At 33.9% G+C, this 14,008-nt stretch carries 14 protein-coding genes; 5 read left to right on the top strand and 9 right to left on the bottom strand.

Annotation, left to right across the window (positions count from 1 at the left end; all coding sequences use genetic code 11):
- The first annotated feature begins 147 nt into the window (after window positions 1–147).
- Both CAR_RS00240 and CAR_RS00235 read left to right on the top strand, forming a co-directional pair.
- Complete coding sequence (locus CAR_RS00240; RefSeq protein ID WP_041556019.1) at window positions 148–1,791, top strand: PucR family transcriptional regulator; 1,644 nt, start codon at window positions 148–150, stop codon at window positions 1,789–1,791.
- A 91-nt stretch (window positions 1,792–1,882) separates the two neighbouring features.
- Window positions 1,883–2,068, top strand: coding sequence for a helix-turn-helix domain-containing protein (locus CAR_RS00235; protein ID WP_041556018.1), 186 nt, complete (start codon window positions 1,883–1,885; stop codon window positions 2,066–2,068).
- 50 nt (window positions 2,069–2,118) lie between these two features.
- On the opposite strand, the gene CAR_RS00230 is transcribed toward CAR_RS00235, so the two are convergent.
- Window positions 2,119–2,679, bottom strand: a complete 561-nt coding sequence (locus CAR_RS00230; protein ID WP_013709739.1) for a DUF488 domain-containing protein — start codon at window positions 2,677–2,679, stop codon at window positions 2,119–2,121.
- 226 nt (window positions 2,680–2,905) lie between these two features.
- On the opposite strand from CAR_RS00230, the gene CAR_RS00225 reads away from it, so the two are divergent.
- Window positions 2,906–4,096, top strand: a complete 1,191-nt coding sequence (locus CAR_RS00225; protein WP_013709738.1) for a coenzyme F420-0:L-glutamate ligase — start codon at window positions 2,906–2,908, stop codon at window positions 4,094–4,096.
- A 569-nt stretch (window positions 4,097–4,665) separates the two neighbouring features.
- Here the strand turns inward: CAR_RS00225 and CAR_RS00220 are convergent.
- Both CAR_RS00220 and CAR_RS00215 read right to left on the bottom strand, forming a co-directional pair.
- Entirely contained in the window at window positions 4,666–5,658 is a 993-nt protein-coding gene (locus tag CAR_RS00220) for a ketoacyl-ACP synthase III (protein WP_041556017.1), read from the bottom strand.
- A 67-nt stretch (window positions 5,659–5,725) separates the two neighbouring features.
- Window positions 5,726–6,079, bottom strand: a complete 354-nt coding sequence (locus tag CAR_RS00215) for a hypothetical protein (RefSeq protein ID WP_013709736.1) — start codon at window positions 6,077–6,079, stop codon at window positions 5,726–5,728.
- Window positions 6,080–6,345: 266 nt separating this feature from the next.
- Here CAR_RS00215 and CAR_RS00210 point away from each other — a divergent pair, with 266 nt between their 5' ends.
- Window positions 6,346–6,945, top strand: coding sequence for an acetate uptake transporter (locus tag CAR_RS00210; protein ID WP_013709735.1), 600 nt, complete (start codon window positions 6,346–6,348; stop codon window positions 6,943–6,945).
- Between the two features lie 114 nt (window positions 6,946–7,059).
- On the opposite strand, the gene CAR_RS00205 is transcribed toward CAR_RS00210, so the two are convergent.
- From CAR_RS00205 to gloB, 3 genes are read right to left on the bottom strand one after another with little or no spacing between them, the layout of a single operon-like run.
- Complete coding sequence (locus tag CAR_RS00205) at window positions 7,060–7,920, bottom strand: alpha/beta fold hydrolase (protein ID WP_013709734.1); 861 nt, start codon at window positions 7,918–7,920, stop codon at window positions 7,060–7,062.
- 30 nt (window positions 7,921–7,950) lie between these two features.
- Window positions 7,951–8,658 (bottom strand): DNA alkylation repair protein, encoded by a 708-nt coding sequence (locus CAR_RS00200; protein ID WP_013709733.1) that lies wholly within the window; start codon window positions 8,656–8,658, stop codon window positions 7,951–7,953.
- 60 nt (window positions 8,659–8,718) lie between these two features.
- Entirely contained in the window at window positions 8,719–9,420 is a 702-nt protein-coding gene (gloB, locus tag CAR_RS00195) for a hydroxyacylglutathione hydrolase (protein WP_013709732.1), read from the bottom strand.
- A gap of 287 nt (window positions 9,421–9,707) precedes the next feature.
- Here gloB and fabV point away from each other — a divergent pair, with 287 nt between their 5' ends.
- Window positions 9,708–10,901, top strand: a complete 1,194-nt coding sequence (fabV, locus tag CAR_RS00190) for an enoyl-ACP reductase FabV (RefSeq protein ID WP_013709731.1) — start codon at window positions 9,708–9,710, stop codon at window positions 10,899–10,901.
- Window positions 10,902–11,053: 152 nt separating this feature from the next.
- Here the strand turns inward: fabV and CAR_RS00185 are convergent, their stop codons facing one another.
- From CAR_RS00185 to CAR_RS00175, 3 genes are all read right to left on the bottom strand, one after another.
- Window positions 11,054–11,773, bottom strand: a complete 720-nt coding sequence (locus CAR_RS00185; protein WP_148229372.1) for a YoaK family protein — start codon at window positions 11,771–11,773, stop codon at window positions 11,054–11,056.
- A gap of 345 nt (window positions 11,774–12,118) precedes the next feature.
- Window positions 12,119–12,907 (bottom strand): glutathione-dependent disulfide-bond oxidoreductase, encoded by a 789-nt coding sequence (gene yghU, locus CAR_RS00180; protein ID WP_013709729.1) that lies wholly within the window; start codon window positions 12,905–12,907, stop codon window positions 12,119–12,121.
- A 148-nt stretch (window positions 12,908–13,055) separates the two neighbouring features.
- The gene (locus CAR_RS00175) at window positions 13,056–13,706 is read right to left on the bottom strand and encodes a hypothetical protein (RefSeq protein WP_013709728.1); all 651 of its coding nucleotides are present in this window, start codon (window positions 13,704–13,706) and stop codon (window positions 13,056–13,058) included.
- Window positions 13,707–14,008 lie beyond the last annotated feature (302 nt).

Genomic DNA, 14,008 nt, shown 5'->3' with positions numbered 1-14,008 from the left:
TTATGGTAGCGCATACATTCTCTTCTATGGATAAATTTATTGTTTTTTTTATCCTTTAGGGATAAGACTTACCTTTTTTATCTCTTAAGGATGTGTTATGTTAAATTTATTAACTAAAGTATACTGACTTCTTGGGAGGTTCAATCTATGGCATTTACTATAAACGATATGTTAACGCTTTCTTCTTTTGGAGAAGCAGTATTAATTAGTGGTAAAAAAGGGTTAAATAAAACTATTAGCAATATAATGGTTATGGAGGCGCCTGATGTAGATAAATGGTTGACTCCAGGACAAGTACTTCTTTCAAGTTTTTATAGTTTGCAACATGCAACGCCAGACAATTTAAATACCTTTATTGCACAATTAGCTCATCACCAAACTAGTGGTCTGATTATCAAAAAAGACCGCTTTATCGAAAATATTCCAGAAATCATAATTAATGCTTGCGAACAATATGACCTACCTCTTATTCAAATACCTGGACATACACCATATAGCACTATTATTATAGATGTAATGCAAGTACTTTTTAATGAGAAAGTACGCTTATTGGATTATTATCATGAAATACATCACAAATTTTCGCGTATTGCTTTAGATCAACCTTCATTATTGGATATTATGGTGGTCTTAGAAGAACTTATTCACTGTCCAATATCCTTATTGAACTATAATAAAAAGCCTGTTTTTTTCACTCAAAAAAAATATAGCAATCTTACCGTTCTTAATAGTATTCCAATAAAAAAAGAGCTTTATATGAACTACACTTATGATCGGCAGTTAGTCAGCATTGAAACAGAACCACAGCAACTATTTACTCAGCTAATTGTAAAAATTCCTAATATTGGCAACGATTTTTATTATTTGGCTATTAGTGAAATAGAAAAAAAGTTGAGCGATTTCGACTTCATGGCAATTGAAAATGCTGTAAGTTTTTTTCAAATGGAACTTATAAAGCAATTTGCTATATCAGAAGTACAACAAAATTTCCGTAATGATATTATAGACGATTTAATGACTAATAAATTTTCAACTAAAGAAGACATGTATGAAGCAGCTGAAATATTAAACCTTTATTCCAACAAAAAATACAGAATTGTCGTTATTCAGTTTGTCAAAAACTTAGAACATCCTTGGGTAAGTACAAAAGAACCTATGATTGATAAACAACAAAATAAAAGGTTTGTTAACATGTGTCAAACACATTGGCAACACCTTGTTTATCGCATACGTTCAAATCGCATCATTCTTATTATGAATACAAATCACGAGACAGATGAAGAATTTAAACAAAACTTTCAAAAAGATTTTCTTTTGATTTTAAATAAAATGGAAGCTCAGCCCTATATTTATCGTGTTGGTATTAGTCATGAAACAACTATTGATGATTTTCATACTTATTCTATTCAATCACTTAAGATTATTCAACAGGCTGGAATTTTTAAATCGTCTTCCTTTATTATGAATTATCAAGATTTAGGCTTTTATCGATTTCTTTCCGAAATAACTGATTCTTCTAAATTAGAAGAACTTATACCTTCTAAATTACTATTACTATACTATAAAGAACCAGAACTAGTCGAAACATTACATTCCTATCTTGATTACAATCAAAACTTAACAAAGAGTGCAGAAAGGCTTTTTATTCACCCAAAAACTATGCGTTATCGTATCAATAAAATTATAGATTTTTGTGGAATAGATATGAACGACTCTGAAGAATTACTTAGTTATAACATCGGATTAAGGGTTCTTCCTACATTGATCAACCGAAAAAAAATGATTCTTTAAAATAAATAAGTAAATGATATAAAAAAACATTCTGTTATACTGACCCCCAAATGTTAGACCAAAAATCTAACGTTTGGAGGTCAGTTTTTTTATGGCTAAGTATAGCTTTGAATTTAAATGGATGGTTGTGAAGGAGTACGTCAAAGGGCTTGGCGGATATACCTATATAGCTGAAAAACATGGCATTAAAAATAGAATCCAGGTCCGTGATTGGGTGAAGATCTATCACGATTTTGGTGAAGAAGGGCTACAGAGACGGATAACGAAGAGATATTAATTAAAAAATCAGCGGCATCTTTTTAACCTATTCCTACAAAAGTCCCAGCATTATTCAGCAGGTTGTTCTGTGTCTGCTTGCTGCTTAGGATAAATGATTGTTGAACCTTCAATGACAGCTTTTGCCCCGTACATTCCGATCTCATGCAAAATTATTTTTTTCTCCGTCATAATGTGGTGAACAGTTACTCCTTTTAATGCCAAGGTATTTGAAACAATCAACCGGTGGCACCTCCAAGGAACACTTTCAGAACACATATAACAAACCCGTTCTTTACCTTCGATTGCCATTAAGTCGTTGATTCCATTTTCATAGTCTTCTGTTAAACTATATGCAGCATAATTGCGAAAGGATGTGTTTCTCCATCCATCAATCAATGATTCATCTATTTCACAGTTTTTCTTTCTTCTGCCGCCTAGTTCAGGCATATGCAGGTAGCGAATACCATGATTGGGCACCCAATTTTCAATATTTCCTTTATTAAACTGCGGCATATGTTTGCTGCCTGGATAAGAACGAATATCAACCAATGTCTCTATCTTATAGGTTTTAAGTAAATCAATAAATTCCTCACTGCTATGCGTTGAATGTCCAATAGAATAAATGTCCATTTTAATCCCGCCTTTCCTTTTGTCTTAATCTTCTACTATCTATCGCTACAACTACACTAAATCAAAAAATTGAATAATTAAAAGAGTACGCTTTTTCAATAACACGCTATATTCATCTAAAATATTATTCTATTTTACTTCTAGCCATTCAGAAAGGTATAATAAGTGTATAGTGTGTAAATATTTATGCCTATTTTTATAAAGCAATATATTAGGAGAGATCATATTGGAAAACACAGTAGGAACAGTAGTACGCGGCCTTCGCGGTCCAATCATCAATAACGGCGACGATATTGAACAAATTGTAGTGGAGACTGTATTAAATGCAGCTAAGAATGAAGAATTTTCTTTTGAAAATCGGGATATAGTTACTATAACCGAGTCAATTGTGGCACGCGCACAAGGAAACTATGCATCAATTGATGATATTGCTGAAGATATCAAAGCAAAATTCGGCGATGAAACAATCGGCGTCATTTTTCCAATATTAAGTCGTAATCGCTTTGCAAATATCTTACGCGGTATTGCAAAAGGTGCAAAAGATATCGTCTTAATGTTGAGTTACCCTTCTGATGAAGTAGGGAATCAACTTGTTGAAATCGATGAACTGGATGTCAAAGGTGTGAATCCATGGACAGATGTTTTAACTGAAGCTGACTTTCGTGAGCATTTCGGTTATAAAAAACACCGCTTTACTGGGATCGATTATATCGATTACTATCGAGAGTTGATTGAAGCTGAAGGCGCAACTTGCGAAGTCATTTTCTCAAACAATCCCAAAACTATTTTAACGTATACTAAACATATCCTGGCGAGTGATATACATTCACGTTTTAGAACTAAACGTATTTTATCAACTAATGGTGCTGAAACAGTATACGGCCTTGACGATATTTTAACAACGTCAATCAACGGCAGCGGATTTAATGAAACTTATGGCCTGCTTGGATCAAATAAAGCAACAGAAGATACCTTGAAACTCTTTCCAAATAATTGCCAGCCAATTGTTGATGGTATTCAAGCCAAATTAAAAGAATTAACAGGTAAAACAATTGAAGTCATGGTATATGGCGACGGGGCATTCAAAGATCCAGTTGGTAAAATTTGGGAACTTGCAGATCCAGTTGTTTCGCCTGCATACACCATAGGACTTAAAGGCACTCCAAACGAAGTGAAATTAAAATATTTAGCCGACAATAACTTCTCTCATCTTCGTGGAGAAGATCTAAAACAATCTATTTCTGAATACATCCTGAATAAAAAGGAAGATCTAGTTGGCACGATGGAAGCTCAAGGTACTACTCCACGTAGATTAACAGACTTAATCGGTTCGTTATCTGATTTAACCTCTGGTAGCGGAGATAAAGGAACACCTATCGTTTTTATTCAAGGTTACTTCGACAACTATACAAAATAAGTTTAATATAAAAAAGACGTATTTCAAAATAGGTCATCCCCTAAAAATCTAATTTTCAGGGGTTTTTTTGCCTGGCAAAATATAGTTTTGAATTTTATTTGAAATTTTATCTAACATCATCCAGAAGAGCTGCTTAGCTATAATATAAGTTTAAGAGTTCTCTCTACATTAATTAGCCAAAAGAGCATGAATCTTTATAATATACAAAAAAGTTGTTTTAAATCTGCTTTTTGGTACTTGATATAATATGGTTTAAAAGTGGGATTACTACAATATCTTAATATGTCACTTTTTCAACTGATAGTATCTTAAAAAAGTTTTTTACTGTAGTGCTATTCGACAAACCTTAAACGACTAAGGAATAAGTGGATAATTCTAGTTACTGGGACAACTTCCTTAGGAGAAATATCTGAAAAAACTATTAAGATAAGTATGTGCTATGTATGATTTTTGTTGCTTAATTTGAATCAGAAGTTACTAAACAAAAAGAAATAATATAAAAAGAACTGAAATATACAAAAAGGCAAAGTGTAAATTACCTTTTTGGTATATTTCGATATCTTCATCTATTAATAAGTAAAAAGTACAGCAATTAAATTATAGCCTACACCTACTGTCCAAAATAGAATTGTATCACCACGTTTAATAGATCCGTTTTGAATCCCTTCATGGAAAGCAATCAATGGACTAGTTGTTCCTGTGTATCCAAATTTATCACCTGCATACATTAATTTTTCTTTATCCATTTGATACTTTTCTTGGAATGCATCAAGAAAAGAAAGAGAAAATTGTGATAAACAATAAACATCAATATCTTCAATCTTCATGTGGTTTCTCTCTAACATTTCATCAATAATGTTATATGCTTTTGGTAAAGCAGCTGCTCCGTCAAATGGCAACCATTGAAGGTAATTGCTATCGTCTTGTCCTTTTAATTTCTTAGACAACCCATTTCTAGGAAAGGTTACCTTATCAACAATCCATGTATCTGTATAATAGATAGAATCAATAAATCCATTATCTTCATCTGATTTCTCTAGTATAACAGCACATGCAGCGTCTCCAAAATTTGGATAAGTTAAACTATCTTTAGGATCTGCAATTAAAGATGTGTAATCCGAACCTACAAGTAGAATTCTATTCATATACGGATTAGACATTAAATATCTAGATGCTTGATCTAGTGCTATTGTCATACCCGTGCAGTTAGCATTCATATCAAATACTCCTGTTTTTGTGCCTGCATCTAGCCCTTTATGAACCAATACAGCATTGGACGGAAAAGTATATTCTGGGACTTGTGAAGAAAAAATGATCATATCTAATTCGTCAGCCCTTATACCTGACTTCTTTAATACTCTTTTAGAAGCTTCAATTGCCATGGTTACAGAATTTTCATTTTCATTATCAATAATATAACGTGACTGCCTTCCAAGTACATCTGTGATAAATTCTGTGTAATCTTCACCCTTTATTTCTTTAAAATGTTTAATGTAATACTCATTATCTACTTTGTTCTCAGGATGATACATTGCTATATCTCTAATCTTTATCGTTGTCATTATTTATTAACTCTCCTTTATTACATGTGTAATGATATAAAAAAACATCCTGTTAAGGATGCTTTTTTTATACTTCACTAATTTCAACGTTTGTAAGTCCAGCTTTACGGGCAAGACGATTCAGTTGCATTTTAACGATACTATTATTATGGATTTCAAAAACAACTTTTTTAAAACCAGATTCATGATATAATGCGTAGCATTTTTCTAATTCTGGAATTTGTTGTTGAGTAACAACATCTAAAGATCTGCAATCTAAACGTAAAGTAAAATCAGCTGCATTGATTGTATTTACTTTGTTTGTATACTCTTCAATAAATGCTCCTGCTTTTTCTGGAGTAAACGTTCCAGAAACTTCCATTTCTACCTCTTTTTTCAAACTATTAACATTAATTGTATAGAAAGCTGTATCTTTTATCATAATTCCTTTTCCCCTTTTAACTAAACTGAGAGATTCTCAATTTTTCCTATTTTCTTCAAAAGCACTATGAATTATAACATGTGTTTTAATATTAATAATGATTATTTGTATATTTCTATTCAATTTTTCATTTTTTTGCATAAAAATACGATTAATAGCTTCAGAATATTTAATTCAGACTTTTATTTGACTTGTATAGACCGCCTTCTGTATAATAAGAATCGCGCGAATTTTTGCGACTATTATATTTAGAGGAGATTTACAACATGGATAAAGATAAATTAGGTAAAACAGTTACCTTTAAGGAAATAACTTCAAACCCTGCTCCACTTGGGCTACTGGGTTTCGGAATGACTACTGTGTTATTAAATCTTCATAACGCTGGATTTTTCCCAATGGATTCAATGATTTTTGCAATGGGTATTTTTTATGGCGGATTTGCACAAGTTATTGCAGGAATTATGGAATGGAAAAAGGATAATACTTTTGGCGCTACAGCATTTACATCATATGGATTCTTTTGGCTATCATTGATTGCAATAAATATTTTACCTATTATGGGTCTAGGCGAAGCTCCTTCTAGTCAGTCTATGGCAGCTTACTTATTCATGTGGGCTATCTTTACATTTGCTATGTTTATTGGAACACTTAGAATCAGCAAAGCTTTACAAGTTGTTTTTGGATCATTAGCACTTCTATTTCTTTTATTATCTTTAGGTCATTTTACAGGCTCTGCACTTATTTTAACAATTGCCGGTTATGAAGGAATTATTTGTGGATTCTCAGCAATTTATGCTGCAATGGCACAAGTTTTAAACGAACTTTATGGAAAAACAATTATGCCACTTGGCGAAGTAAAAAAATAAACTGATCATTATTAAAAAAACAGCTTATCCTTTATAAAGGATAAGCTGTTTTTTTGTGTACCTCGATTAAGATATTATTTATTTGTAGTTACTCTAAATCGGATGACAACATCGTTATTCCATAATAAATTCACCAATCAGTTTATTTACACGTTCAGGTTCTTCATGGTGTACCCAGTGAGTAGCTTCCCCAAGTAGTACTCCGCGACCATTTTCGCAGAATTCAAGACTTTTACTGGCTAATTCAGAACCTAAAAATTGATCTTTAGCTCCCCAAATCAAGAACGTTGGCACAATAACTCGAGATGGAATATCCGAACTAGTATAGTTGGATACCAAAGCACGGTACCAATTGATCATCGAACGCATAGCACCTGGTTGAGACCACGCGGTCCGATATTTTTGTAAGTCTTCTTCATTGAATGTTCCTTTTCGGCTGCTAGACACTAATGCCTTCTCCACAACTTTCCAATTAGACATGCCAAATAATTTTTCCGGTAATCCTCTTAATTGAAAGAAAGCAATATACGAACTTTTCAGGATTTGTAACGGGTGTGTCAAGAGTTGGTTACTCATAGCCAGTTCGTGTGGAGCGTTAAGAATAATCAACTTATTTAGTAACTCAGGATATTCTCTTGCTACTCTCCAAGCCACTATTCCACCCCAGTCATGACCTACTAAAATCACTTTTTCTTTGCCGGAAGCTTTGATCAGACCAGCAATGTCTGCAGCTAAATGATCCATTCGATACTCACTTACTTTTTTAGGTTTATCGCTAAGATTGTAGCCTCTTTGATCTGGCGCCCATACTCTAAATCCTTTATTTGCCAATTCAGACATCTGATTACTCCAACCATACCAAAATTCGGGAAACCCATGCAGTAAAATTACTAACTGCCCATCTTCAGGACCTTGTTGAACAACATGTAGCTTAATTCCATTCGTTTCAATATACTTATGCTCTTGCATTCCCATACCTTAAACCCCTCCTATGCGAAGCTGATCTTAACACCTTACATATTTACGTTTAAAGCCAATCTTGCCTTTTTCTACTTGTTTTTGAATACTCTCATAAGCATTTAAGGTACTGTTTTTTTTGTTTTCACGCTTGACTTCTACTGTACCTACTTCGATTGCTGTCTCAATTGCTTTTTCATATAAAGGTGAAAATGAAATCCCTACAGTAGATAGAAAATTATTCATGGATGCTTTCGTTCGTTCCGGAGAATCATGAATCTTATTTTTCACATGTTCAAGCATGTCAGAAATCTTATTTTCAGAAAATTCATTGTCTGAACGATTTCCTAAAAGCCAACAATAACAACTCCAGCCCGCAGACATTCTCAATTCTTGACCACTTGCGATCCATTTATCGGCAACTTCTTGTGCAATATCTGATTCAGATAATGTTACAGCTACGACAAAATCAGACAACATATAGAAATAAGCTGCATCCATCCAGCGATCAAAATCAGACTCCGTCATAACTTTGGGGTTCGAAATGACACCTGCAAAATACATAGCATCATAATTATCTGTAGCATAAAGCTCTTCCGCTAAAGGTTGATTTTTTTTTATTTTCTTTGACATAGGTTTCATTTCACCTGTGGTTACACCAAAAAGCGGCTCTTTTGCACCATTGGATAGATATATTTTCTTCATTCTTGGCTTACTTAAGTCTTCAAGCTCCTGCATAACTGTCTCAAAATCCATAATTGTTTGTATCTCCTTATTTAATTTAGTAAAACTTAGTGTCAGGATTTGAATGAATTTCTAAAACTCATCACGAGCATTACGCAACTCTTTAAAGTCCTCCATCTTCTCTGCTTGCAGAAATAGATTGATTTTTTTCTCCCTACCAATCGTTGTGGGTAAAGTTGGTTTTCCTTTTGAACGCATTTCATTGACTTGATTTAAGGCTTCAGAAATAGCTGCATTCGATGGCTGCATAGAATGTGCAAAACGCAAATTGGTTTGCGTATATTCATGAGCAGCATATACTTGTACCTCATCTTCTAATTGTTTGAATTTCTGTAAGGCATCATATTGGGCTTGATAATCTTTTGTAAAAACTCGACCGCAGCCTGCTGAGAATAAGGCATCCCCGCAAAAGAGAGCATTCCCCATTAAGAAACTAATATGTCCTTGGGTGTGTCCGCCCGTTTTTAATACTTGAAAATTTTGACCTAACAAATTAAAGGAGTCTCCGTCCACTACGATATGGTCAGCTATATCCCCCGTTTCTTTTGGGCCATAAATTGAGGCATCTGGGTATTTTGCTGAAATTTGCTGAACTCCTCCGATATGATCATCGTGATTATGAGTTAAAAGGATAGAGTTTAACAGTAGCTGCTTTTCCTCTAAGTAGTCCAATACTTTTTCAGCTTCTCCTGGATCGACGACTATTGCCTCTGTACCTTCTTCAATAATCCAAATATAATTATCAGAAAATGCTTTTACAAGATTAATGTTCATAAATCTGTCTCCTCACTTTGAATCTTAGTATCCGTATTTTAAATGTGATGTTTAATATACTATTAATTATACCAGAAACTCACATTTATCTAGTAGTTACCATAATCAATACCTTACTACCAAATCTTTTTTATTTTGTAACACTATACAAGCATTCCATTCTACCTAATTGATTGGTGAGTATAGATACGTAACTTTGATATGAAATTTTCATAAGTAATTTCTCATAAGAAGCTTTTTCTGATATTATATTCTTATAACGATTTAATGGGGGAAAATTAATTATGATGGAATTCAAACAAAATATACGTGGAAATGTAGCCTTAGGTATAAATCCACTTGGGTGCAAACAGGAAGTATTGAATCAAATCGAATATGTGAAAAACAAAGAAAGTTATAAAGGTCCAAAAAAGGTATTGATCATTGGTGCGTCATCAAGCTATGGTTTAGCTACCCGAATCAGCCTAGCTTTCGGTGCTGGAGCAGATACAATTGGCGTTTCTTATGAAAAGGGACCAAAGAACGAAAAGAATCTAGGTACAGCTGGCTGGTATAATAATATTGCTTTTCGAGAAGCAGCTGAAAAAGAAGATCTAATTGCTAAAAACTTTGTTCAAGATGCCTTCAGCCATGAAAGCAAGCAAGAAGTCATCGATTATATAAAAAGTGAATTTGGGGGCAAAGTAGACTTAGTCGTTTACAGTCTGGCAAGCGGTAGAAGAACAGATCCTGATACTGGAGAGACTTACACTTCTTCCATTAAAGCCATTGGGGAGCCCGTGGTTGGACCTAATATTAATATGCAACAACAGACTTACTATAATGAAACTCTGGAACCCGCAACTGAACAGGAAATCGCTAATACTGTAAAGGTAATGGGTGGAGAAGACTGGGAACTATGGATGAAAGCACTAAAAGAAGCAGATGTATTAGCTGATGGCGTTTTAACGACTAATTATTCTTATTTAGGAACAGAGCTTAACCATTCTTATTATGGTGGGGGTACTCTTGGCCTGGCTAAAGCAGATTGTGATGAAAAGACAAACAATATTAATGAGTTACTAGCTGACATAAACGGTAAAGCTCAGATTGTAGTCGCTACTGCAGTTACGACTAAAGCAAGTTCAGTTATTCCTTTTTTCCCTGTTTATTGCATCGGGCTTTACAAAGTAATGGCAGATAAAGGCACACATGAAACACCAATTATGCATCAAGACCGCATTTATAGAGAAATGATTTATGGCAACAAGCCTGAATACGATGAAGTGGGCCGTCTTAGACCTGATAACTGGGAACTTGACAGCGATACTCAGGCTAAAACGAAGGAACTTATCCTAAAATTAAATGAAGATAATTTCAATTCTGATCTGACAGCTTACGATATCTTTTATAAAGAATTTTCAAATTTAAGTGGCTTTATGGTTGATGGCTATGTTGATCAAGACGTTACAATAGAAGAATTAAAAGCACTACACTATTAAACAGTTGTGACTCTATAATAAACAAAGAACCCCTCACAGTAAAATGCGAGGGGTTCTTTGTTTGGATGGGCTACAAGAGTCCATTTAACTTCAGATCGTAGGCCATATAAATTTTGTACAGTTTAGTGTAGACAATCCAATCCAATCTAAGTCTATTTTAAATAATCAAATAAGTGTTTTCCGTTTATTTCAAATTCATCATGGGTTGATTTTATATAATTAACGTGATGATACAATGAGAAATATAAGAGACCAAGAAAGAGGTATAAGCTACTTGCTACAAGCCAAATATTAACGCTAGTATATAGCAATAAGCCGGCACCAACTATGCTACCTAATAGAAAGAAGCTGAGATTCAGTAGTTGGAAACGGGCCTTCCATAACTCGGATTTTCGTCCTGCTAAACTTCTACCTAAAGCCAAACCAGCATCAGTTAGGTTTCCAGACATATGTGTCGTACGAACAATCATCCCTTTATAATAGACAAACATACCATTTTGCAGACCTAAAATCAGGGTTGTCTCTAGCAAATACCACCAAGGATTCTTAAGCATAATGCTTCCCGCTAAAATCGCTAAACCGGATAAGAGTTGAATATAACCATACCGACGTTTCAATTTAAAAATCTGTTCTGGAAATAGGAACCCACTCAACATCGTTCCTAAGAAAAAAGCTAGTATAACGATTATCAAACGAATAAAATCCTCAAAATCCCCTTTTACTAAATGAATCATACTGTTTGATAAACTCCCCGTATGATGGGAGCTAGTAGCTGAAAATAAAATAATTGTTACAACGTTCATAAATCCTGCAGTTGCAGTTAATAGGAAAATCCAACTCGTTAACTGAATCTTTAGTGCTTTTTTTCTCAATACAAGCCCTTCTATCATAAACATTTTTATCTATTAAATATCTCAAGTGTAACTTAAATCTACCTATAATAAGTTATTTTTGCAAGGTGTTTATAGAGAATCCTAGTATTGGTGATAATTTATTATTGTCTTATTTATTATAATACAGTGCTGATTGTTTATTTCTTTTTAATCAAAATAGATTGTTAAAACCCTAAAGTAATAAAATATGATACAAATTTCCTTTATCTATTGAAATGTTTTATTATTTTATGCCCTCTTCTTTAATGTCATTTTGTCCCTATTTTTCTTACTTGTAGTTCAATTGATGTGAAGTGGAAAATTTCTCTACCATACTTTTACAAACTATTCTTTAATTGATTGAGACTCTGCTGCCAGACCTTTTTGAACGCCTGGACGTTCTGCAATACGGTGAGACCATTCCAAAAGATGAGAGTATTCATCTAGATTCAAAAATTCATATGATCCTTCATATAATTTTCCTAAAGCTAAACGGCCGTACCAAGACCATATAGCAATATCTGCGATAGTATAGGTATCACCAGCTATATAAGGTCGGTTTGCTAAGGTTTTATCAAGTAAATCTAACTGACGTTTCGTTTCCATCGTGAAGCGATCAATCGGGTATTCCATAGGCTCTGGAGCATAAGCGAAAAAGTGGCCAAATCCTCCACCAACATAAGGACCTGCTCCCATTTGCCAGAATAACCAATTAAGGGTTTCAGTCCGACCGTGAATATCTTTCGGAATCAGTTGGTTAAATTTCTCCGCTAAGTAAAGAAGAATGGAACCTGATTCAAAAATATTCAATCGAGGACTTTGACTTTGGTCAACAAGGGCTGGAATTTTAGAATTAGGATTGATTTCAACAAAATCTGAACCAAATTGGTCGCCTTCGCCAATATTGATAGTATACAAATCATAATCTGCGCCTTCTACACCCAATTCTTTTAGCTCTTCGAACATGATCGTGACTTTAATGCCATTCGGTGTACCTAATGAATAAAGTTGGAACGGAGCCTCTCCAACTGGTAATTTTTGTTCAAAACGACTCCCTGCTGTTGGACGATTGCCACCTTTTTTTGAATTCTCTTCTTCCCATTGCCACACTTTTGGTAATTTATATTCCGTCATCCTAACACTCCTCATAATATTTATTCGTAACTTCATCATACTACGCAAGCACCATTTTGCCCAAATTTCAGCTTATTCACCTATTTATGATACGGTTCTTCTTGATGCATCAAAATAGTTACAAGGATTGTAATTAAACATACTCTATCTATAAGTCTATTTTTTCTCCATTAACACTAAACTCAATTATTTCCGCAATTTTATAATCATCTCTGTGTTCAATTACGTAAGCAACTTCGTAAGGTTCTCCATCTACATCTAGCTTATGATGTACAGAAGTAGTTAAATTTTCCTGGTATAACTCATATCCACCACTAGTTTGTTCTATCTTTTCCCCTACGATGTTTTTTTCAAGAATTTCAGTCATCAGTTTATCATTAGCTTCTGACAAAATAGCATAGTTCCCATTGTCACCGTGCCATTTTGCATCCCAAATCTCTAACCAATCAAGCCACAGCTCTTCAGGATCTTCTCCATATTCTTCAGCTATCTCGTATACAGTCTCCCGATCACCTGAGAAATCATCTATAGCATTTAATCTTGTTATAATAATATCGTACCACTCAAGGTCTTCTTCGGTAAGATGTCTTAATCTAGTTACTTCCGGATAGAAGGTTGTTGTCATTTCATCGGCTACAATACTTCTTTCTTCAGTTTCTTCAGCTGCTTCTATAGTCTCTACTACGGCCTCTTCTGTTGTATTCTCTAAGCTTTCTTTCGTGTCGGTTGCTGCAGAACAAGCACCTAGCACCAGCCCTAACGATCCGATTAATAATAATTTATTAACACTAAATCCCATTTTCTTTCTCCCCCTAAAATAGTAAATCAAAAATATCATACTTAATGATTACACCTGACTGTTATTTTATCACTAAACTCAATTATGTTTCTATGATATTTGCAAAACTCTGTTCACAAGCATAATTCACTTTAATTATTCCCAATATTTATATCGTATATATGCATTATTGTACTAAAATACTAAATGATTTATATCTATAACAGCAGAAAAAGACGAAGATAAGTCATCATTTAACAATGGCTTCTCTCTGTCTTTATTAGTTTTCATTAAAGTGTATAAAATTGATAACAAACTGTGAA

The organism is Carnobacterium sp. 17-4 (assembly GCF_000195575.1).
Taxonomy (GTDB): domain Bacteria; phylum Bacillota; class Bacilli; order Lactobacillales; family Carnobacteriaceae; genus Carnobacterium_B.
The sequence above is the reverse complement of the archived record's forward strand: the minus strand, read 5'-3'. Positions and strand labels throughout refer to the sequence as shown.